Consider the following 20,755-nt stretch of genomic DNA (forward strand, 5'->3'; position numbering starts at 1 on the left):
GCGCGCGAAACGTCGCTAACCCCCTGATTCTTAAGCAACCGGTCCGGGCGGCACGATGTCCACCGATTTCAATTCGGCAATTTCATGTTTCAAAAATGAAATCTCACGCGCATAATCGATCGTCATGGACCTCTCCTCGACCAAGCCCGTCGGCCCGGCCGATCGTACGGTGCGCCCGCGCATCTGGGCGATGGGCATCAGCCGCCTGCGCGACCTGTTTCGCGAGATCGCCGGCGAATTCGACGAACGCGCCGACGTGCGCATCGTGACGCGCGCGTATGAGGATGCGCTCGGCGCGATCGCCGAGGCCGGTGCCGCGCGGCCCGACGTGATCGTCGCGGCCGGCTCGAACGGCGGCTTCCTGAAGACGCGTGCGCCGGTGCCGGTGGTGGTGGTATCGCCGACCGGCTTCGACGTGATGCAGGCACTCGCGCGCGCCCGGCGCGACGCGTCGCGGATCGCGCTCGTCAGCGCCGGGGACACCCCGCCTGAAGTGCGCCGCTTCGTCGCCGCGTACGGCCTCGACGTGCAGTTTGCGTCATATCAGTCCGCGCAGGAAGCGGAAGCCTGCGTGCACGACCTGCACGATCGCGGCATCGAGACGATCGTCGGCCCCGGCCTCGTCACCGATCTCGCGGCGAGTGCCGGCATGGGCGCGGTGTTCCTGTATTCGCACGCCTCCGTGCGCAAGGCTGTCGAGACGGCGCTCGAGGTCGCGTATGCGACGCACGCCGAGGCGTTCCGCCGCCAGCGGCTCGACACGCTGCTGCAGCATCTGCGCGACGGCGTGGTCGCGCTCGACGCACACGGCCGCGTCGAGGCGATCAACGAGCGGCTCGCGTCGGCGCTCGGGGTCGAACCCGCGGCGGCGGTCGGCCGCGCGCTCGTCGACCTGCGGCCCGAGCTGCGCACGCTGCGCGGCGAGGACGGCGACGCGCTCGCCACCGTACGCGGCGTGCGCTACGTCGTGCATCGCGGGCCGCTCGTCGATCGCGGCGTGACGTCGGGCAGCGTGCTGACGTTCCAGGAATCGCGCGCGGTCGAACGGCTCGACCGCGCGTTGCGTTCGCAGCCGACCACGCAGCAGTTCGCCGCGCGCTACGCGCTCGACGACGTGGTCGGCGCCTCGGCGCCGATGACGCGCGTGCGCGACCTCGTGCGCCGCTATGCGAAATCCGATGCGACCGTGCTCGTGCTCGGCGAAAGCGGCACCGGCAAGGAAATGATCGCGCAGAGCCTGCACGGGCTGTCCGCGCGGCACAGCTACCCGTTCGTCGCGGTCAACTGCGGCGCGTTTCCGGAAGCGCTGCTTGAGAGCGAGCTGTTCGGTTACGAGGAAGGCGCGTTCACCGGCGCGCGGCGCGGCGGCAAGACCGGCCTGTTCGAGGCCGCGCATCGCGGCACGCTGTTTCTCGACGAGATCGGCGAGATGCCGCCGTCGCTGCAGAGCCGGCTGCTGCGCGTGCTGCAGGAGCGCGAAGTGATCCGGCTCGGCTCGACCGAGCCGATCCGCATCGACGTGCGCGTGATCGCCGCGACGCACCGGCCGCTGCTCGCGGCCGTCGAGGCCGGCACGTTCCGCGCCGATCTCTATTACCGGCTCAACATCCTGAACGTCGGCCTGCCGCCGCTGCGCGAGCGCGCGGCCGACATCCCCGCGCTCGCCGCGGCGCTGCTCGTGCAGGCTGCACGGCGCGAATCGCGTCTCGCCGAACGCCTGCGCGATGCCGGCGACGCCGCGCGCGTGCTCGACGCGACCGGGGCGACGCTCGCGCGCTACCGGTGGCCCGGCAATGTGCGCGAGCTGCAGAACGTGATCGAGCGGATCGCGGTGGAACTCGCCGAGGAAGCCGATGAAAACGATCCCGCGGCCGCGTGCGGCACGCTCGATCCCGACGCGCTGCGGACGATCGCCCCCGAACTGTTCGCGGCGGCGCCCGACGCGGCCGACACCGACGACGCGCAGACCTTGCACGCGCGCCGCCGTCGCGTGGAAGCCGACGAGATCCGCGCGGTGCTCAACGCGTGCGGCGGCGACCGCGACCGCGCGTGCGCGATGCTCGGCATCAGCAAGACGACGCTGTGGCGGAAGCTGTCGGCGAAATAAGCCCGGCGGACGGCCGGTCTGTCAGTCGGCCTTGTGATAGTGGCGGTACGCCTTGGCGCGATTGCCGCACGACGACATCGAGCACCAGCGGCGGCTGCCGTTCTTGCTGTCGTCGATGAACAACCACTGGCACGCGTCGTTCGCGCAGCGCTTGACCTTCGCGAACCGCGCGCCGCCGAGCAGGTCGATCGCCGACCACAGCACCGGGCTCAGCAACCCGGCGAGCGTCGCGCCCGCGCTCCCGACCCGCCACGCATAACCGCCGTCGATGCGCGCCAGCGCGACGCGCGGCGACGCTTCCGCCAGAAAGCCGCCGAGCAGCGCGAGATCGTCCGCGTGCGGCTCGCGCTGCTCGGCCTGCGCATGAAAGAGCCGATACAACGCCTCGCGCAACGCGAGCGCACGCGCCAGCATCGCCGGCTCGCCTTCCTCCACCCCACGTGCACGACAGGCTTCCGCCACGCCGGCCGGCACGCCGGCGTGCTCGCGGCACCACGCCAGCAGGTCGTCCAGCGTGCCGAAGGTTTCCGTCGGCGGATCGCTGCCGCGCCAGTACAGCGTGTTCATGAAATCGATGCCCAGCGTCTCGGGCGGCGATGGAATCAGGCAGTCCGTCGCGACGGAAGGTTGCGTTTTGCTCATGACGCGATCGTATCTAACCACCATGCCGGTTGACAAGCCTCCGGGCACTTTCTAACATAACCGGCATGGTAGTTATAAATAGGTCTGCTGCACGGACAACCGCCTCGGTCCAGGGAGTCACAGTCGATCGATCGTCTTTCGTATGGCGTTATCCACAACGGCCGCACGTTCCACGACAGCACGCTCGGCACACTCCGCTACAAGCGGCTTGCATGGCGGTTATGAGCAGGTTTGCCGCACCGACGTCCCCTTTCAGTCCAAGGAGCCACAGATGATCGATCACCTTTCGTTCGGCGTTGCACACATCGGCCGCAGCCGCACCTTCTACGACCATGCGCTCGGCGCACTCGGCTACAAGCGGCTGTATAGCGACGACGGTTCCATCGGGTACGGCACGACCGAGCCGGAGCTGTGGTTGCAGCACGCGGCACGCCCCGTCGTCGCCGATCCCGACTCGGGGTTGCACCTGTCGTTCAAGGCCGCGTCGCCGGTCGAGGTCGACGCGTTCTACCGCGCCGCGCTCGCGCACGGCGGCCAGGACAACGGCGGGCCGGGCAAGCGCGAACACTACGGTCCCGGCTATTACGCGGCGTTCGTCGTCGATCCCGACGGATATCGGCTGGAAGCGCATTGCGAACTCGACAACATCGTGTGACGCCGCGTGGATTCACCGTAGACAAATGCGAAGGGCCCGATTCCGCATCCTGCGGAATCGGGCCCTTTCGGGTGTTGGCACGCCGGCGCCGGTTACCGCGCGTCGCGCGCAGGCTGCAACTGCTCGCCGAGCCCGTCGATCCCGAGGCGCACCGTCTGGCCGGCCTTCAGGAACACCGGTGACGGCTTGATGCCCATGCCGACGCCCGGCGGCGTGCCGGTCGTGATCACGTCGCCCGGCTGCAGCGTCATGCAGGTCGACAGATACGCGATCAACTGTGCGACCGTGAACACCATCGTGCGCGTGTTGCCGTTCTGATATCGGTGGCCGTCGACTTCGAGCCACAGGTCGAGACGCTGCGGATCGGGCACTTCGTCGCGCGTGACGAGCCACGGGCCGATCGGGCCGAACGTGTCGAAACCCTTGCCCTTGTCCCACTGGCCACCGCGCTCGATCTGCCATTCGCGCTCGGACACGTCGTTGACGACGCAATAGCCCGCGACGTAATCGAGCGCGTTCGCTTCGGCGACGTCCTTGCAGGTCGTGCCGATCACGACGCCGAGTTCGACTTCCCAGTCGGTCTTGACCGAACCCTTCGGAATGTCGATGCCGTCGTTCGGACCGCAGATCGAACTCGTCCATTTGCCGAACACGACCGGCTCCTTCGGGACCGGCATGCCGGCTTCCGCCGCGTGATCGGCATAGTTCAGACCAATGCCGATGAACTTGCGGACGTGCCCGACGCACGCGCCGATGCGCGGCTCGCCGGCTACGAGCGGCAGCGTGGCCGGATCGATCGCGCGCAGCCGCGCGAGACCCGCGTCGGACAGCACGTCGCCGGCAAGATCCGGCACGTGTGCGGACAGGTCGCGAATCCGGCCGGCCGCGTCGAGGATACCGGGCTTTTCCTGGCCGGACGGGCCATAGCGAAGCAGTTTCATCGTGCTACCTCTGTTGTCGAATGGGACAGGATACCGGCGACGCGGCCCTTCGTGGCCGCGCACCGGACGGATTGTCGATCGTCGATTGCGCGCGTCGACACCGCACCCGGCGGGCCGTCGACGCGCGAAGGTCGCGCGGGCGCAGCGATCGCGGCGTCGTACGAACAGTACGGCGCGCATCGAGCGGGCGGCCGCCGGTCTGCGCATCGGCGACGACGGCCCGGCACCCGCGACGCGTGCCGGACCATGCCGGCCGGCTTCACGCGCGGCCGCGCCGTCGCTGGCCCGCCCGACTTTGTACCATCGGCCGCGCACCGTGAAATGGCGCGCAACGGATACCGACTATTGGCGTGCCTGCGGACATTGCGGCGCAGCATGGGATACGCATCCCTCGACCGACCGGTCGGGCTGGCCGGCATCGCCTGCCATCAGACCATGAATACTGGATATTCGGGGTGCCCCTGTCATCGAGAACGTTTGCCAATCCGTTCTTGTTCGGTAATGATCGGTAAAAAGACGCTGCATTGCACACTGCATGTTTATTGCTAAGCTCGAACAGATGGCTTTCATCGCCATTCGCGGGCCCACCCTATGCGCGTGCAGAACCGGCCAGCGTGCGTCGCCAACCGACTGACGGTAATCCCCCAACCTCACATTGACAATGCAGACAACCAACGACCCGCTTCCCGGCTGCGACGCACGGGAATCGATGGCCGCTATCGACCGCTATCGCGCCCCCGCGCTCGACAAGGGGCTCGACATTCTCGAACTCCTGTCCGAGCAGAAAGAAGGACTCACCCGCACCGAAATCACGAAGGAACTCGGCCGCAACGCGAGCGAGATCTACCGGATGCTCGAACGCCTCGTCGCTCGCCGCTACGTGATGCGCTCGACCGGCGGCGATCGCTACACGCTCAGCCTCAAGCTGTTCGCGCTCGCGCACCGGCATCCGCCGATGAGCCGGCTGATCGCCGAAGCCCTGCCGCCGATGCAGCGCTTCGCCGATGCGGCCGAACAGTCGTGCCACCTGTCGGTCTACGATCGCGGCAACCTGCTGGTGATCGCACAGGTCGACGGGCCCGGCCCGTGGGGCGTGTCGGTCCGGCTCGGCTCGCGCATCGGGCTCGCCGATACGGCGTCGGGACGCGTGATGCTGTCGTTCCAGGGCCCCGAGCAACGCGCGCACATGCTGGCCGAGCATCGCCAGGTCAAGGGCGAGGCGCCGCTGAACGAGCAGGAACTCGCGTACGCGTGCCAGTCCATCCGGCAGGATGGCTACCTGCGCCAGGACAGCCGCCAGGCCTATGGCGTGACCGACCTGAGCGCGCCGATCCTCGGGCCGTCCGGCCATGCGATCGCGGTGCTGACCTGCCCGTACATGCGCCGGATCGATGCGCATGCGGCCCCGTCCGTCGACCTCGTCGTCGAAGGGTTGCGCGACACGGCCTCCCATCTGTCGATGGGACGCATCGAGATCTGCTGACACGCGGATGCTTCCCGATGCACACCGGGGGACGGCGCAGCGGCACCGCCCCCCGGTTGCGCGCGACGCCGGTGCGGTGCGCGATATGCGATGCACGATTTGCGGTGCCATATCGTGCGCTCGCGGCGCTACGCTAAAATAGCGGCCCTCTCAAAAACTACGATGGCCGGTTGTCGCGGCCGTCGTGTCCGATGGATGTCATGGCCAAACTTCTGAACGATCAAGAATTCCAGCGTTTCTCCGAACTTCAGCAGAAGCAGGCAAGCTTCACGATCACGCCCGACGAAGCGGACGAGCTGCGCGATATCGTCGCGCGCGCGCAGCAGAAGCGCGACGATCGCGCCGCCGCAATGCAGGCGATCGAAAACTACATCGAGCAGTTCGACATCACACCCGACGAACTCTTCTCGCCCGAGCAGATCGGCGACGCGGCCCGCACCTACGGGCTCATCACGGCGACCAAGAAGGAACGCACGCTGCCGCCGTCGATCACGTTCAACGGCAAGCCGTACCAGTGGACCAAGACGCTTCCGGACGACGTGCGCGGCGCGCTGTTCGACGCATTCACGTCCGGCGAATCGGTCAAGCGCTTCATCGCGATGCCGAAAGACACCGCGCGCTGTGCATTGACGATCGCCCGCCTCGAGCGCGAAACCGGCGCCGTCTATGCCGATCCGCACCTCGAGGAACTCGCGATTTCGCGCGACCAGGTGAACGACGCGGCGTCGAAACTCGCCGCGTAAATGCGGCCTCGGGCACGGTTCATGCGTGCCCGAACCCCGGCGCGGCGCCCGCATTGACCGGCGCCGCGCTCACGGGAGCGGTGCATCCACCCGCTCCCGAAAAGTCTCACCTCAGCCTCCCGCAGGCGCTCACCGACACCTCCCGAACACGCTCACCGAAGGCTCCCGAAGACGCTCACCAAGGTCTCCCGAATATCCTCACCGGATGCTCCCGCAAGCCCTCACCGAGACGTCCTGGAAAGGCTCACCGGCGGCTCCCGCAAGGGCTCACCGGTCGCCCCCGGGAAGGCTCACCGAACGCTCCCGTATCGGCTCACCACACATTCCCGGAAACGCTCACTGGCCGCTCCCGAAAAATCTCACCTTTACGGTCGATCCGAATTGGCGACGCCGGCATACGGTGCGCAAAGCGCTTGAATACCTCGCGTAAAGGCCATGCGGAGCAGGCAACGCGATGCTCGGCAAGCGCCTTCAGACGCCGCCGGCATCGACCTGGCAACGGCTCGGTACATTCAGGCGCTTCTTCCGAAAGCGCATACCAATACTTTGCATTCCTGAGTGAATGAATGCGCAACATGGTGAATGCCGGAGCCGTCCACTTGCATACGGTGCCTCCTCGCTTCACGCAGCCGACCACCGCTACGGCTGCAGCTTCATCCTGAAGCCCACGACGCCAGGCTCCTCCGTGGTCGACACCGTGAAGCCGCACGACTTCGCGAGCGAGATCATCGCCGAATTCTCGCGCAGTGCCTCGCCAACCATCCAGGCGGTTCCGCGCGAACGCGCGTAGTCGATGATGCGGGCCATCATCAGCCTGCCGAGCCCTTTGCCCTTCTGATCGGGACGTACCGCGATCGCGAACTCCGCCGTCTCGTTGTCGGGGTCGGCGACCGCGCGCACCACCGCGAGCGTGTGGTCGCGCCCCGACGCGTCGGTGAACGACACGATGAAAGCCATCTCGCGGTCGTAATCGATCTGCGTCATGCGCGCCACCTGCGAATGATCGAAGCTGCGCACCGCGCCGAAGAAACGCATCCGCAGATCGTCCGGCGTCATCGCGCCGAGCAGTTCGTTGTGCGCGGCTTCGTCTTCCGGACGGATCGGGCGGATCGTCACCGTCTCGCCGCGCCACTCGAGCGTCTGTTCGAGGTGCCGCGGATACGGCATGATCGCGAGCCGGCTGCGCCCCGTGGCCAGCGTGATGCGCGGCGCGATCACGCGCGCGCCGTCGGACAGCACGCGCAGCGTGACCGACAGCGCGACAACTTCGCGGACGTCGCAGACGACCTGCGACAACGCCGTCACCGCGTCGAGCGTCGGCTCGACGGGCGTACTGCGCGCATACGGCGAACGCTCCATCACCGCACGCGCAAGCACGGTATTCAGCGGCGGCAGGCCGTAGACGACGAATGGCGCCGAGACACCGTCCGCGGGCGGCACGGCATAGCGGAACACCGGACCGAAGTTCGAATCGTCGTACATGTCGACCGTGATATCGACGACTTTCCTGCCCGCCGGCTCGTCAGCCTGCTCGCCATGCAAGCCGAAATGGGACAGCCAGCGCAACGCGGCATCGCCGGCCAGTTCATGCTGGCCGGTTTCGACCATCCGGCGCGCTTCCGCCTGCGCCGACGCGACGCATTCGGCCGGCTGCGGCGGCGTGCCTTCGGGCGTCTGCATCAGCAATTGTCGCCCGAGGTTGTAGTCGACGAGACGCGCATACGCGCGCGCGAGCCGCTGCGGTGTCGTATGGACCGGAATGCCGTTCGCGTGCAGCGCATCGCGCGTCGCCGCATCGACCGCGCCGAAGAAACACGCGAGGATGCCGCGATGCGCGTATTGCCGCGAGTCGATCAACGTGCGTGCAACCGAATCGGCCGGCGCGCTGTGGGACGTCGAATGGACGACGAACAGCGTGCCCGTTTGCGGGAACGGCGCAAGCGCCTGGATCGCCGCGGCAAAGTGCTCGGGGCGTGCATCGTCGCCCAGCGTCAGCGGATTGCCGGGCGCGGCCAGATGCGGCAGCGCGGCCGATACGGCCGAGGTTGCCGCCGGCGGCCAGTCGGCCAGCGCGACGCGTACTTCCGCGACCGCATCGACCGCCAGCTTCGCGACACCCGCGTCGCTGGTGACGAGCGTCGCCGCGCCGCGCGCGGTGACGCGGCCGACGCCGAGCGTCTCGATCTCGTCGAGCAGATCGTCGAGCGCATCGACACGCACCATGCCCGCGCGCTGGAACGCCGCCGTATAGAGTGCGTCGCCGGGATCGGCACGCCCGGTGCGCAACGCGAGGACCGGCTTGTTGCGGGCGGCCGCGCGCGCGGCCGACATGAACTTGCGCGCCGCGCGCACGGTATCGAGTTCGAGCAGGATCGCGCGCGTGCCGGGATCGCTCGCCAGATAATCGAGTACGTCGCCTGCATCGACGTCGGACTCGCTGCCGAGCGCGACGACATGCGAAAAGCCGAGGCCGCGCGCGTCGGCCCAGCCGAGCACCGCGTTCGTCAGCGCGTTCGATTGCGACACCCACGCAACGCCGCCCGATCGCGCCGTATAGGCCGGCGCACCGAAATGCGCGTGCCGCGCGGGCGACAACACGCCGAGGCTGCCGGGCCCGACGATACGGAGCACGAACGGCTTCGCCGCCTTCAGCATGCGATCGACCGCGGCACGATCGGCGTCCGTGCGCGCCTCGCCGACGATCACCGCGACACGCGTACCGAGCTCGCCGAGCTTGCGCACGATGCCGGCCCAGGTGGCGGGCGGCGTGCAGATCACGGCAACCGACGGCGGCGCAGGCAGCCGGTCGACGTCCGACACGACCGCATGCCCGTCCAGTTCCCGGTACTTCGGATTGACGGGCCACACGGGCCCCTGAAACGCGCCGTCGAGCACACGCGACCACACCATCGCGCCGATACTGCCCGCGCGCGACGACGCGCCGACGACGGCAACGGACTTGGGCTGGAACAACGCATCGAGATGGCGAACGGTCACATCGACTCCCTGCGGTGACGAAAGACGACACGATCGGCATGCGGCCGGACAGGCCGTGCGCCGATCGACGCGAACCCCAAGCATAGGCGAAGCGCATGCGGCTGCCTATATGCCGAACGGCTGACTACTCGACGCGCATCAACGCTCGCATCATGGACCTGCAACACACGCGGCAGCCCATCGCCGCACAACGCGCACAACCCGGCTCGACGCTGCAGCCGCTTCCTCAAAGGTGAGGGTTTACAGGAGCCATGGTGAGTATCTTCGGGATCAGCACGACGCCGTGCGCAAATACGCGAAAGGTGATGAGAATCCGCGGCACGCCTGCACCGCGAAAATCGCGAATGTCCATGCGCTTGCGCGGCGTAATTGCACGGTTGTTTACGGGAATTCGACGCGATATACGGCCGAATCGCGGTGAATCCGCAAAACGGAGGCCGTCAATTGCGCGGCATCGCGCATCCATTCGGCAGGGAAAATCGCACGGCGACTGCGCAAAAACAAAACGGTGCGACGGCCGCATGGCCATTCGCACCGTCGGTCGGCACGCGAAAGGTGAGGATTTTCGGGAGTCAGTCCTTGATCAGGAAACGTGCGCGGTTCTTGCCGAGCCAGGTCGGTGCCCGCCCGCGGCCGCTCCACGTCTCGCCCGTCTTCGGATTCAGGTACTTCGGCGGCAACGACCGCTTCGGCTTCGCGGCGGCAGCGACGGCGGACCCTATCGGACGAAAACCGAGCTCCTCCGGCGTAATGTCGTATTCCTCGATTTTCGCGCGGATTTCGGCAATCGCTTCGGCAATCGCCTTTTCGCGTTCCTTGTCGATCTTTTGCTGAAGCCGTTCGAGCTGTGCGGACAGTTGCCTGTAGGTCGCCATATGGATGGGACTCCGTGAGTGTTATTCGTGAAAAATAGGTAACTCCAAGCAAACAGAAAAGCGCTTCGCCCGATCGTGGTCTCCTCAGCCGGTCATGTCGGGATCAATAACCGCTTTTCTTCTTGCATGCGAAGAGAAGATTTCGCACGGCATCATCCGTCGATTGCTGGATCACTTCGAAATCCCCGTTGCACATCGCCCGGGCATTGTCCGTGCAATTGCTCCAGTCGCGACCGGTGCATTGCACCTGTGTCGTCGGGCGTCCGTCGGACGTGAACAGCGGCGCGCTGCCGCCACACCCGCCAAGCCCCGCAACCAGAGCCAACAATGCGGCCGCCCGAGACCGCCGCCAGACCGACGCAAGCATGTGTTTCATTGTTCTTCCCGTCAACCTTTTTTTGAATGTCGCGAGTATGCCATGCGCGGCCTTTCCGTCGTCAATTCGGCGCGCGGTCCGGTTGCCCGCGCGCCTTGTACGGCAAGCTCCGGCGGGGATCGTCGGTGATGCGAACGAAAACCTGCTCGACGTCCGGCAGCGCCTCGAATTCGCGTTGCAGCGCCTGGCGATCGAACGCCGTATCCGCGCATCCTTCGACGTAGATGAAACGTCGCTGCACGGTGATCCACAGGCTCGTGCCGCGCAGGCGATCCGAGCCGGCGAAGTGCGCCTTCGCGGCATCGGCGATCGACGCGTCATACATATACGAGTTCGGCTTCGTGCAGCGGTGCGCGAGCCAGCAGGTCGTGCCGCGTTCCGCGCGGTAATGCGCATCGTCCGTCATCTCGGCACGCGTCATCCACGGGCCGAGCGGCAGCGGACATTCGGCCACGTCCCGCGACAGCGCGACGAACGGATCGTTGTACCAGTTGCGCCGCGCCTCGGGCGCGTCGGCGTCGCCGGATTGCGCGAACGAGGAAGTCGCCAGCAACAGGGCCAGCCACCCAGCGATGCCGATCCGCTTCATCGTGATCTCCTGTTCGATGCTTCACGTCCGGGCGCCTCGGCATCGCCGATCGGCCTACCGGTCGATACCCAGTGCCGCAAGCTTCTTGTAAAGCGTCGCGCGGCCGATCCCGATGCGCGCGGCCGCCTCGACGACCTTCCCGTCGCAGGCCGCCAGCGCATCGGTCAGGAACTGGCGCTCCCACGCCGCCAACGCATCCGCATACGAGGCGACCGGCGCCCCGGATGCGCCGGGTGCTTCGCCCGCGCGCGGCTCGACCGGCGTCGCGGCAAGCCGCTGCGCGGGCGCCGCGGCGTCCGTCGAAACGCGCACCGGCCCGAGGAATGGCGCGAGCGCGCGCGCATCGATCACGGCACGATCCGACAGCATCAACGCGCGCTCCAGTGTATTGCGCAACTCGCGCACGTTGCCGGGCCACGGATACGCACACAGCATCCGCAGCGCGTCGTCGGTCAGTTCGCAGTGCGCGGCGCGCCCGTGCTGCGCGGCCAGCTCCTCGAGCGTCGCGTAGACGAGCGCCGCGATGTCGGATGCGCGCGCGCGCAACGGCGGCGCATGGATCGTCAGCACGTTCAGCCGGTAATAGAGATCGGCACGAAAACGCCCGGCCGCGACGAGCGCCGGCAGGTCGGCCGACGTCGCGGCGATGATCCGGACGTCCGCGCGCACGATCCGGTTCGAGCCAACCGGCTCGAACTCCTTGTCCTGCAGCACGCGCAGCAGCTTGCCCTGCAACGGCAGCGGCATGTCGCCGATCTCGTCGAGAAACAGCGTGCCGCGATCGGCCAGTTCGAACTTGCCGACGCGCCCCTTGCGGTCGGCGCCCGTATACGCGCCGGGCGCCGCGCCGAAGAATTCGGTTTCGAGCAGCGTATCGGGAATCGCGGCGACGTTGACGGTCACGAGCGGCTGGAGCGCGCGCGCCGACGCCGCATGGATCGCGTGCGCGAGCAATTCCTTGCCGGTGCCCGTCTCGCCGAGCAGCAGCACCGGCGAATCGACCTGCGCGGCCCGCCGCGCCTGCCGCTTGGTTTCGAGGCTCGCGGCACTCGTGCCGACGAAACTCGCGAACGTGTATTTCGCGCGGCGCGCCTGCGCGAGCGAACGCTGCGTCGCGATCAGCTGCTGCTGAAGCTGCGCATAGCGGGAAAAGATCGGCGTGAGCGTCTTCAACTGGTCGAACAGCGCGAAGCCGATCGCGCCGACCGTCTCGCCGGCCTCGTTCTTCAGCGGCAGGCGCGTGACGACGAGCGGCTCGCGGCCCGTCTCCATGATGTCGAGCAGGATCGGCTGCCCGGTCGATACAACCTCGCGCATCAGGCTGTTCGGAATCACGGCTTCGCAGTCGAGGCCGACGGCCTGCTGCGGATCGGCGAAGCCGAAGCGCGCCGCGTAACGATCGTTCATCCACACGACGCGCGCATCGCGATCGACGACCACCGTGCCCGCGCTCGAATCCTCGAAGGTCCGGAACAGCGACTCGGCGGCACGCCGCAGCACGTCGCCGTAGTTGACGGGCAGGCGGGCCCAGTCGTTCATCATCGTGTCTTCGTCTCCATGTATTTTCGACCGGATGTCTCCGGAACGAGACGGATTATCTCACTCTGGAGACACGCCGCAATGCGTTGCCCGGGCATGCCCTGCGCGAATTCACGCGCTGGCCGGACGGCCATATCGTCTCCGGATGGAGACGTTTTCTGTAGAATCGTCAGACATTGGCCGGCGCGGGCCCGCCTGCCTGCGGCGGACCCATGTCCGGCGGCGCAATCCGGCCGATGGCACGAAACCTGCACGAACCTGAGCCGGTCCGCGGCGCGTCGCGCGATCGAACAACAACCAAAGCCATTAGGAGACTCCCTTGTCTTTCGTGATCGTCCTCGCCGCGCTGGCGTTCCTGATGTTCGCTGCGTATCGCGGCTACAGCGTGATCCTGTTCGCGCCGATCGCCGCGCTCGGCGCGGTGCTCCTGACCGAACCCGCCGCCGTCGCACCGGTCTTCTCCGGCATCTTCATGGAGAAGATGGTCGGCTTCGTCAAACTGTATTTCCCGGTCTTCATGCTCGGCGCCGTGTTCGGCAAGGTGATCGAACTGTCCGGATTCTCCGAGTCGATCGTCCATGCGGCGATCCGCTACATCGGCCGCTCGCGCGCGAATGCGGTGATCGTCGCGGTGTGCGCGCTGCTCACCTATGGCGGCGTCTCGCTGTTCGTCGTGGTGTTCGCCGTCTATCCGTTCGCGGCCGAACTCTATCGCCAGAGCAACATTCCGAAGCGGCTGATGCCCGGCGCGATCGCGCTCGGCGCGTTCTCGTTCACGATGGATTCGCTGCCCGGCACGCCTCAGATCCAGAACATCATCCCGACCACGTTCTTCAAGACGACGGCGTGGGCCGCGCCCGCGCTCGGCACGATCGGCTCGCTGTTCATCATCGTCGTCGGCCTCACGTATCTCGAATGGCGCCGCCGTTCGGCCATGGCGAAGGGCGAGGGTTACGGCACGTCGCTGGTCAACGAGCCGGAGCGCGTCGAGGCGACGTCGCTGCCGAATCCCGCGCTGGCGATCCTGCCGCTGATCCTCGTCGGCGTATCGAACTTCGCGTTCACGAAGCTGATCCCGCAGTGGTACGGCGCCGCGTCGTACACGGTCGCGCCGGACGTGCTGCCGGGCGTGCATGCGCCGGTCACGACATCGATCAAGACCGTCGTCGCGATCTGGTCGGTCGAGGCCGCGCTGCTGCTCGGTATCGTGCTGGTCGTGCTGACCGCGTTCAAGCGTGTCAGCGAGCGCTTCGCGGCCGGCTCGAAAGCCGCCGTCGGCGGCGCGCTGCTCGCCGCGATGAACACCGCGTCGGAATACGGTTTCGGTGGCGTGATCGCCGCGCTGCCGGGTTTCCTCGTCGTCAGCGATGCGCTGAAGAGCATCCCGAACCCGCTCGTCAACGCAGCCGTGTCGGTCAGCTCGCTCGCCGGCATCACGGGCTCCGCGTCGGGCGGCATGAGCATCGCGCTCGCCGCGATGTCGGACCTGTTCATCAAGGGTGCGCAGGCTGCGAACATTCCGATGGACGTGCTGCACCGGGTCGTCGCAATGGCCAGCGGCGGCATGGACACGCTGCCGCACAACGGCGCCGTCATCACGCTGCTCGCGGTCACGGGCCTCACGCACCGCGAGTCGTATCGCGACATCTTCGCGGTCACCGTCATCAAGACGCTCGCGGTGTTCTTCGTGATCGCCGTGTACTACGCGACGGGGCTCGTGTAAGTGCCTGCATGAGGCGGCGTTCCGTACGCCGTCTCCCGCCTGACCCGCGTATCGGGATCGGACCGCCTGCGAACCGGAACGCCTTCCGGAAATCGCATCCGGTCCGATTTCATTTCTCCGCTCGTCGGCCGCGGTCGATCCGCACCGCCGCGCGTTTGCGCCGCTCCCCAGGCCGCCATCCGGCGTGCCGCCGCACACCCATTGTTACCCGCAACAAAACACTGCGTTGGGCGCGATCGCATTTTTCGCACGCGTGCTCCGGCCTACACTGGGTTCAACGTCGCGCGGCGCTTCGACGAACGAAGTGCAGCGATTCACCGGAATCCTGGAGGTCCCGATCATGAAGCGCCTGATCCCAGCCGTTGCCATTGCCCTTGCCATCTCGGCCCCGCTCGCCGCGCAAGCCCAGTCGAACCAGCCGCTGACGCGCGCGCAGGTCCGCGCCGAGGTCAAGGCGCTGAAGCAGGCCGGCTTCCAGTCGAGCGACTGGTTCTACCCGGCCAGCATCGTTTCCGCCGAAGCGAAGATTGCCCGCCAGCACGACGCCGCCGGGTACGGCAGCGATCGCGGCGCGTCGTCGGAGTCGGGCCAGTAATCCGGCGTCCGGCCCGCCCGGCGATGCATCCCTGCGCCGTTACGCCTTCACGGGCTGGATCAGCTTCGCGCATGCCGTTGCCTGCGGATCGCCCGCCGGCAGTTTCCCGCATACGCCGTCGAACTGCTTCACGACCGACCTGACCGACGCATCGTGCGCGCCGCTGCCGCGCCAGCGGTTCAGTTGCGTGACGACCTTGGTCAACGCACGCAGGTTCGCTCCGTAGAACGCGTCGCGGGTCTTGTCGGCCTGCGCGAGCACGTTCGCGGCAATGCCCTCGATACGGGCCGAATCGTCCGGCGCCAGTTCGACCGCATTCGCAAAGTAGGTGGCACCCCAGCGCAGCTTCGTCGCCGGCCCGCTCGCCGCGTCGTACGCCTTGCGATACCAGTCGAGCGCGGCGGCCTTGTCGCCGCGCGCCTTCGCATTCGCGGCCAGCCCGGACATGAAGTAGTACGGCGTGGACGAGCGCGGCAGCTCGGCCTTCAGCAGCGCATCCGACTCGTCGTACAGCCCCGCGTCGGTCAGCGTGTCCGCGCCTTCGCTGACGAGCGCCTGCCGCTCGTACGCGTTCGCGGAGCCCTGCACCGACGCGGCGATCTGCTTGCGTGCGGTGTCGGCCAGCGCCGGCGCGTCGAGCGGCGCGCCCTTGCGCGCGTCGCCGCGCGCGAGCAGCACGCGGCCGTGCAATGCCATCAGCCGGTCGATCGACGACAGCGTCGTGTCGGTCGACAGGCGCGCGAGCGCCGTGTCGTACGCGCCGCGCAGCTTCGCGCGCGGCGCATCGTCGCCGCCGCCGAGATACGCGACCACGCGTGCGGGCGCCGCGACCAGCACGTCCGAATCGGCACGCGACAGCGCCGGATCGTGCAGCACGCCGCGCAGCGATTCGGCGAGCGCCGCCTTGTCGAGCGCACCGGCCTGCGCCGGATCGCCCGAGGCGGCAACCACCGCCGACTTCAACGCGAAGCGCGCCGCTTCGGCCTTCGCGCCGGCCGCCCGCGCGCGCTGCGCGAGCGACTGCAGCGTCTCGGCGACGCGATCGGCCGGCACCGGCAGCGCGCCGTCGGTATCCCACGAATAGTCGGCCAGCAGGCGCCATTCGTCGGGCGTCAGCGACGCGCCGTTCTTCAGCGCCGTGGCAAGCGTCTGCCGCACCGGGTGCGCCGCCGTCATCCCGAGCGACAGCGCCTGCATGTAGCGGTCGAGATCGGCTTCGCCCGGCAGCCGCGTCACTTCGGTGCCGTCCGGGCGGAACAGGATCATCGTCGGATAGCCGTGCACCTTGAAACGCTCGCCGAGCTTCTGCGCGCTTTCGGTATCGCCGTCGAGATAGACGGGCACGAAAAACGACGAGCGCGTCTTGAAGGCCTGCTGGCTGAAGATCGTCGACTTCACCTGGTTGCACGACGGGCACCACACGGCGCCCCAGTACAGCAGCAGCGGCTTGCCGGTGCGCTTCGCGAGCGCGAACGCGGCATCGACGTCGCCGTGCTGCCACGCGATGCCGGGCGGCAGATGGGTACCGTCGGGCGATGCGCTCGCCACCGGGGCACCGCTGGGCGTGGCGGCGGCAAAGGCCGCACCCGCGGCGGCGGCGAACAGGCAGGCGGCAGTCAGATTCCGGAGAGCGGTTTTCATCGAAGCGGGTTCCGTTGAAGGAGACGGTTGCGAGAAAGGGCGGCGCACGAAACGAGGGCCGGGAAGCCGTGACGATGAAGCCGGCCGGCGTGCAACGCCGCGCATGCATCGAATCGGAACAGCGAACGCCGGCCGAGGCGACCGGTAAATCGTTCGACGATACGACGCGTGAAGCCAGTGGAAAACGAACGAATTCTCGAATGAATATGACACGCGGAATCGTGGCCGCGCGCGCGGTCACATGCGTGTCAGCAGGCGCATCACTGCCGCGCCTTGAGCCGCGCCATGTGATACACGGGCGCGTGCACGCCGTCGCGCAACGCGTAGCCCGGCGATTCGCCTTCGATCCGGAAACCGTGCTTCTCGTAGAGCGAGATCGCCGCGCGGTTGTCGGTGAACACGGTCAGCTCGAGACGCGTGATGTTCAGCCAGTTTTCCGCGAGGTCGATCGCCGCCGCGAGCAGGCGGCCGCCGATGCCGTGCCCGTGACGGGCCGCGTCGACCATCATGCCGAGCCCCGCTGCATGGCGCCGGCGCGGATTCGGCTCGAAGTGCAGGCCCAGATGGCCGACCACCGTGCCGTCGATTTCGGCCACGAGGCTCACGCCGCGCTCGTGCACGTTCTCGATCCGCTTCTGCCATTTTTCGAGCGACGGAAACGGGTATTGCAACGTGTTCGTGTACACCGCGGGATGCGCGGCGATTTGCCGGATTGCGTCGACGTCGTGCGTCTCGCTGTGCCGGATCGTGATGTCGGTCATGGGTGGGCCGGTTCCGGAAAGGCGCGCTGAAGGCGCGGACTGCGCGTATGCGCAGCAACGTGTCGAGCTTATCCGATTTCATGCATTTGAAACATGGGGGTCACGTCGCCTCACGCCGGGTTGCATCCGCAACGAACGTGATCCCGCGACTTGTCCGAAAATCGGAAAAATCCGCCCGGTCGCGCATGCGGCGACCGGTAATTCCTGACCTTTTTCGATCACGCATCGCGCCGGCACCAATCGTTGTGCACGCAACGTCATCAACGCGACACGCGATGTCACGCCTTCATCACGTCGACGTCATGTCGCCTCCCTAGACTGGGCGCCGCCCAGCCCGGCATGCACCGGGCCGGCGTGTGCCGACACCCTGCCCCGCGCATCACGAGCGCGCGGTGCGCGGGATCGCGACGACGGCCGCTGCCTCGGTGCGACACCGTCAGCCGAACGCGATGCGCGCACCTGAGCCACCGGCGGCCGGCGCACCGAACGCACACGCATCGCGGATCGTCCCTTGCGGGACGACGCACGGGCACCGCCAGAAGAAGTCACGAACGCTCCCACCCTCACAGGATCCGAACGCCATGACGTCACGCCGCACATTCCTTCAACAGACCGCCGCTTCCGGCCTCGCCGCCGCCGCGCTGTCCGCGTTTCCGCCGAGCATCCGCCGCGCGCTCGCCATTCCCGCGTTTCATGAAACGGGGACCATCAAGGACGTCAAGCACGTCGTGCTGCTGATGATGGAGAACCGCGCGTTCGACAGCTACTTCGGCACGTTCAAGGGCGTGCGTGGCTACGGCGACCGCTTCGCGGTGCCGTCGCCGAACGGCCGCGACGTGTTCTACCAGTCGTACACGAAGGCGACGCCCGCCGCGACCGTGACGCCGTATCACCTCGACGCGAGCCAGGGCAACGCGCAGCGGGCGGGCGGCACGCCGCACACGTGGGCCGATGCGCAGGCCGCCTGGGATCACGGGCGGATGAACCGCTGGCCCGACGCGAAGACGCCGCTGTCGATGGGCTATTACGACGCCGCGGAAGTACCGTTCCAGCGCGCGCTCGCCGATGCGTTCACGCTGTGCGACCACTATCACTGCGGAATGCATACGGGCACGATCGCGAACCGCCTGTTCTACTGGAGCGGCACCAACGGCCCGAACGGCATCAGCCCGGCCGACGGCAGCCGCGTGAAGATCGCCGCGCTGAACAACCAGTTCAACGGCGGCAACGACATCGGCCCGTCGAGCCAGGGCTGGACCTGGACGACCTATGCCGACCGGCTGCAGCAGGCCGGCGTGCGCTGGAAGGTCTATCAGAGCCTGATCGACAACTTCGGCTGCAACGAGATGATGAGCTTCCGCCACTGGCGCGCGGCGATCGAGCAGATGCCGGCCGCGCGCCGGCCCGCGTACGTGGCGTCGACGGACATCACGCAACCGGTGACGGCTGCCGGCGCGTTCTACGACCCGGCGATCGACGATCCGCTGAGCCCGCTCGCGAAAGGTTTCGGCAACACGATGCCGTACGGCTTTCTCGAAACGTTGCGCGACGACATTCGCAACGGCACGTTGCCGGAAGTGTCGTGGATCATCCCGCCGTCCGTGTACAGCGAACACCCGGGGCCGTCGAGCCCGGCGCAGGGCGGCTGGTACGTGCAGGCCGTGCTCGACGCGCTGACGGCGAACCCGAAGGTGTGGAGCAAGACGGTGCTGCTGGTCAACTACGACGAGAACGACGGCTTCTTCGACCACATGCCGTCGCCGGCCGTGCCGTCGCGCCGCCCCGACGGCACGCTCGCGGGCGGCCATACGCTGCGCGACGCCGACATCGCCGTTGAATACCACGACTTCACGCCGGCCACGTCGAGCCAGCCGGCCACCGACGGCCGTCCGTACGGCCCGGGCCCGCGCGTGCCGATGTGGGTCGTGTCGCCGTGGAGCCGCGGCGGCTGGGTCAACTCGCAGGTGTTCGACCATACGTCGACGCTGCGCTTCCTCGAGCAGCGCTTCGGCGTCGCAGAGCCGCAAGTCAGCGCGTACCGCCGCGCGGTGTGTGGCGATCTGACGAGCGCGTTCAACTTCCGCACGCCGAACGACGAACCGCTGCCGACGCTCGCGGGCCGTACGACGAAAAGCCGGGTCGACGCGCTGAGCGCCGCGCAGCAGGCCGCCCCGAAGATCGTGCCGCCCGCCGCGCCCGTGCTGCCCGCGCAGGCCACCGGCGTGCGCCCGTCGCGCGCGCTGCCGTACGAACTGCATGCGAGCGCGCGCACCGATGCCGGCGCCGGCACGGTCACGCTGAAGTTCGCGAACACGGGCCGCGCCGCCGCCGTGTTTCACGTCTACGACAAGCTCCACCTCGACCGCCTGCCGCAGCGCTACGTCGTCGAGCCGGGCAAGACGCTGCACGGCGACTGGGCCGCGCGCGCCGACGATGGCGGTAAATATGACCTGTGGGTACTCGGGCCGAACGGCTATCACCGCCGCTTCACCGGCGACCTGAGCCGTCTGGCGGGCGCCCGCGCACCGCATCCGGAAGTGCGCGTCGGCTACGCGGGCGCGAGCGGCAACCTGCACCTGCGGCTGCGCAACCACGGCGGCGGCACGGTGCGCTTCACGGTGAAGTCGAACCAGGTCTACGGGCCGCTGTCCGGCCGCGGCGGAGACGACGACCACGGCCATGGTCACGGCACCGGTACCACGTGGACCGTCGCGGTACGCGCCGGCGACCAGGCCGAGCTGCACTGGGCGCTCGACTCGACCGGCCATTGGTACGACTTCATCGTCACGGCCGACAGCGACGCGAGCTTCTCGCGCCGCGTGGCCGGCCGCGTCGAAACCGGCCGCCACTCGGTCAGCGACCCTGCGATGGGTCTCGCCGACCGCTTCTGACGGCACCGCGGCGACACGCATCGCACCGCGTGTCGCCGCCCGCGCCGGCGCGGCCGCGAACATCGGTCGCGCGCCGGCCGCGGCGGCGGCCGATCCGGCTGAAACGCCCGCCCCGCATGGCTCAAACATCAGAAGGATGGGTGGTGTAGCCCTCATTTCACCGCACGAAAATGCTCCGTCTTGCGGCCCGTTCGCGT

Annotated in this window: 16 protein-coding genes; 7 read left to right on the forward strand and 9 right to left on the reverse strand. The window is 67.8% G+C overall.

What is annotated here, in order from left to right; all coding sequences use genetic code 11:
• Window positions 1-124 precede the first annotated feature (124 nt).
• The gene (prpR, locus tag WJ12_RS33450; RefSeq protein ID WP_059559134.1) at window positions 125-2,107 is read left to right on the forward strand and encodes a propionate catabolism operon regulatory protein PrpR; all 1,983 of its coding nucleotides are present in this window, start codon (window positions 125-127) and stop codon (window positions 2,105-2,107) included.
• Between the two features lie 21 nt (window positions 2,108-2,128).
• Here prpR and WJ12_RS33455 read toward each other — a convergent pair whose 3' ends face one another.
• Window positions 2,129-2,773: a CGNR zinc finger domain-containing protein gene (locus WJ12_RS33455; protein WP_049028345.1), complete on the reverse strand. Its 645-nt coding sequence runs from the start codon at window positions 2,771-2,773 to the stop codon at window positions 2,129-2,131.
• A gap of 247 nt (window positions 2,774-3,020) precedes the next feature.
• Between WJ12_RS33455 and WJ12_RS33460 the strand changes: the two genes are divergently transcribed.
• Complete coding sequence (locus WJ12_RS33460; protein WP_034187662.1) at window positions 3,021-3,404, forward strand: VOC family protein; 384 nt, start codon at window positions 3,021-3,023, stop codon at window positions 3,402-3,404.
• Window positions 3,405-3,496: 92 nt separating this feature from the next.
• Here WJ12_RS33460 and WJ12_RS33465 read toward each other — a convergent pair whose 3' ends face one another.
• Window positions 3,497-4,345, reverse strand: a complete 849-nt coding sequence (locus WJ12_RS33465; RefSeq protein WP_034187661.1) for an ureidoglycolate lyase — start codon at window positions 4,343-4,345, stop codon at window positions 3,497-3,499.
• Window positions 4,346-5,006: 661 nt separating this feature from the next.
• Between WJ12_RS33465 and WJ12_RS33470 the strand changes: the two genes are divergently transcribed.
• Both WJ12_RS33470 and WJ12_RS33475 read left to right on the forward strand, forming a co-directional pair.
• Complete coding sequence (locus WJ12_RS33470) at window positions 5,007-5,828, forward strand: IclR family transcriptional regulator (RefSeq protein ID WP_034187660.1); 822 nt, start codon at window positions 5,007-5,009, stop codon at window positions 5,826-5,828.
• 191 nt (window positions 5,829-6,019) lie between these two features.
• Window positions 6,020-6,571, forward strand: a complete 552-nt coding sequence (locus WJ12_RS33475) for a hypothetical protein (protein ID WP_034187659.1) — start codon at window positions 6,020-6,022, stop codon at window positions 6,569-6,571.
• A 639-nt stretch (window positions 6,572-7,210) separates the two neighbouring features.
• Here WJ12_RS33475 and WJ12_RS33480 read toward each other — a convergent pair.
• From WJ12_RS33480 to WJ12_RS33500, 5 genes are all read right to left on the reverse strand, one after another.
• Window positions 7,211-9,568 carry a bifunctional acetate--CoA ligase family protein/GNAT family N-acetyltransferase gene (locus WJ12_RS33480; protein ID WP_034187658.1) on the reverse strand — a complete coding sequence of 786 codons (2,358 nt, stop codon included), beginning with the start codon at window positions 9,566-9,568 and terminating at the stop codon, window positions 7,211-7,213.
• A 572-nt stretch (window positions 9,569-10,140) separates the two neighbouring features.
• Window positions 10,141-10,443, reverse strand: coding sequence for an H-NS histone family protein (locus tag WJ12_RS33485; protein WP_034187657.1), 303 nt, complete (start codon window positions 10,441-10,443; stop codon window positions 10,141-10,143).
• A gap of 103 nt (window positions 10,444-10,546) precedes the next feature.
• On the reverse strand, window positions 10,547-10,819 hold the full coding sequence (locus tag WJ12_RS33490; RefSeq protein WP_080287802.1) for a hypothetical protein: 273 nt from the start codon (window positions 10,817-10,819) through the stop codon (window positions 10,547-10,549).
• Window positions 10,820-10,880: 61 nt separating this feature from the next.
• Window positions 10,881-11,408: a BON domain-containing protein gene (locus WJ12_RS33495; RefSeq protein ID WP_034187656.1), complete on the reverse strand. Its 528-nt coding sequence runs from the start codon at window positions 11,406-11,408 to the stop codon at window positions 10,881-10,883.
• 54 nt (window positions 11,409-11,462) lie between these two features.
• Entirely contained in the window at window positions 11,463-12,950 is a 1,488-nt protein-coding gene (locus WJ12_RS33500; protein WP_034187655.1) for a sigma-54 interaction domain-containing protein, read from the reverse strand.
• A gap of 316 nt (window positions 12,951-13,266) precedes the next feature.
• Here WJ12_RS33500 and WJ12_RS33505 point away from each other — a divergent pair, with 316 nt between their 5' ends.
• Window positions 13,267-14,670 (forward strand): GntP family permease, encoded by a 1,404-nt coding sequence (locus tag WJ12_RS33505; RefSeq protein WP_034187654.1) that lies wholly within the window; start codon window positions 13,267-13,269, stop codon window positions 14,668-14,670.
• A 340-nt stretch (window positions 14,671-15,010) separates the two neighbouring features.
• Complete coding sequence (locus WJ12_RS33510) at window positions 15,011-15,265, forward strand: DUF4148 domain-containing protein (protein ID WP_059559303.1); 255 nt, start codon at window positions 15,011-15,013, stop codon at window positions 15,263-15,265.
• Window positions 15,266-15,304: 39 nt separating this feature from the next.
• Here WJ12_RS33510 and WJ12_RS33515 read toward each other — a convergent pair whose 3' ends face one another.
• On the reverse strand, window positions 15,305-16,906 hold the full coding sequence (locus tag WJ12_RS33515) for a thioredoxin family protein (protein ID WP_069246020.1): 1,602 nt from the start codon (window positions 16,904-16,906) through the stop codon (window positions 15,305-15,307).
• Between the two features lie 260 nt (window positions 16,907-17,166).
• Entirely contained in the window at window positions 17,167-17,667 is a 501-nt protein-coding gene (locus WJ12_RS33520) for a GNAT family N-acetyltransferase (protein ID WP_034187652.1), read from the reverse strand.
• Between the two features lie 581 nt (window positions 17,668-18,248).
• On the opposite strand from WJ12_RS33520, the gene WJ12_RS33525 reads away from it, so the two are divergent.
• A complete protein-coding gene (locus WJ12_RS33525; RefSeq protein ID WP_059559139.1) occupies window positions 18,249-20,558 on the forward strand; it encodes a phosphocholine-specific phospholipase C in 2,310 nt (769 codons plus the stop codon).
• The last annotated feature ends 197 nt before the right edge of the window (window positions 20,559-20,755 follow it).

This window comes from Burkholderia seminalis, from assembly GCF_001718535.1.
GTDB lineage: Bacteria > Pseudomonadota > Gammaproteobacteria > Burkholderiales > Burkholderiaceae > Burkholderia > Burkholderia seminalis.

Excerpts from the sequence above, each read along its gene's own strand:
- WJ12_RS33475 (WP_034187659.1), top strand. The coding sequence starts at position 6,020 with ATGGATGTCATGGCCAAACTTCTGAACGATCAAGAATTCCAGCGTTTC.
- WJ12_RS33520 (WP_034187652.1), bottom strand. The coding sequence starts at position 17,667 with ATGACCGACATCACGATCCGGCACAGCGAGACGCACGACGTCGACGCA.
- WJ12_RS33500 (WP_034187655.1), bottom strand. The coding sequence starts at position 12,950 with ATGATGAACGACTGGGCCCGCCTGCCCGTCAACTACGGCGACGTGCTG.
- WJ12_RS33460 (WP_034187662.1), top strand. The coding sequence starts at position 3,021 with ATGATCGATCACCTTTCGTTCGGCGTTGCACACATCGGCCGCAGCCGC.
- WJ12_RS33490 (WP_080287802.1), bottom strand. The coding sequence starts at position 10,819 with ATGAAACACATGCTTGCGTCGGTCTGGCGGCGGTCTCGGGCGGCCGCA.
- prpR (WP_059559134.1), top strand. The coding sequence starts at position 125 with ATGGACCTCTCCTCGACCAAGCCCGTCGGCCCGGCCGATCGTACGGTG.
- WJ12_RS33495 (WP_034187656.1), bottom strand. The coding sequence starts at position 11,408 with ATGAAGCGGATCGGCATCGCTGGGTGGCTGGCCCTGTTGCTGGCGACT.
- WJ12_RS33485 (WP_034187657.1), bottom strand. The coding sequence starts at position 10,443 with ATGGCGACCTACAGGCAACTGTCCGCACAGCTCGAACGGCTTCAGCAA.
- WJ12_RS33455 (WP_049028345.1), bottom strand. The coding sequence starts at position 2,773 with ATGGTGGTTAGATACGATCGCGTCATGAGCAAAACGCAACCTTCCGTC.
- WJ12_RS33510 (WP_059559303.1), top strand. The coding sequence starts at position 15,011 with ATGAAGCGCCTGATCCCAGCCGTTGCCATTGCCCTTGCCATCTCGGCC.
- WJ12_RS33465 (WP_034187661.1), bottom strand. The coding sequence starts at position 4,345 with ATGAAACTGCTTCGCTATGGCCCGTCCGGCCAGGAAAAGCCCGGTATC.
- WJ12_RS33470 (WP_034187660.1), top strand. The coding sequence starts at position 5,007 with ATGCAGACAACCAACGACCCGCTTCCCGGCTGCGACGCACGGGAATCG.
- WJ12_RS33515 (WP_069246020.1), bottom strand. The coding sequence starts at position 16,906 with ATGAAAACCGCTCTCCGGAATCTGACTGCCGCCTGCCTGTTCGCCGCC.
- WJ12_RS33525 (WP_059559139.1), top strand. The coding sequence starts at position 18,249 with ATGACGTCACGCCGCACATTCCTTCAACAGACCGCCGCTTCCGGCCTC.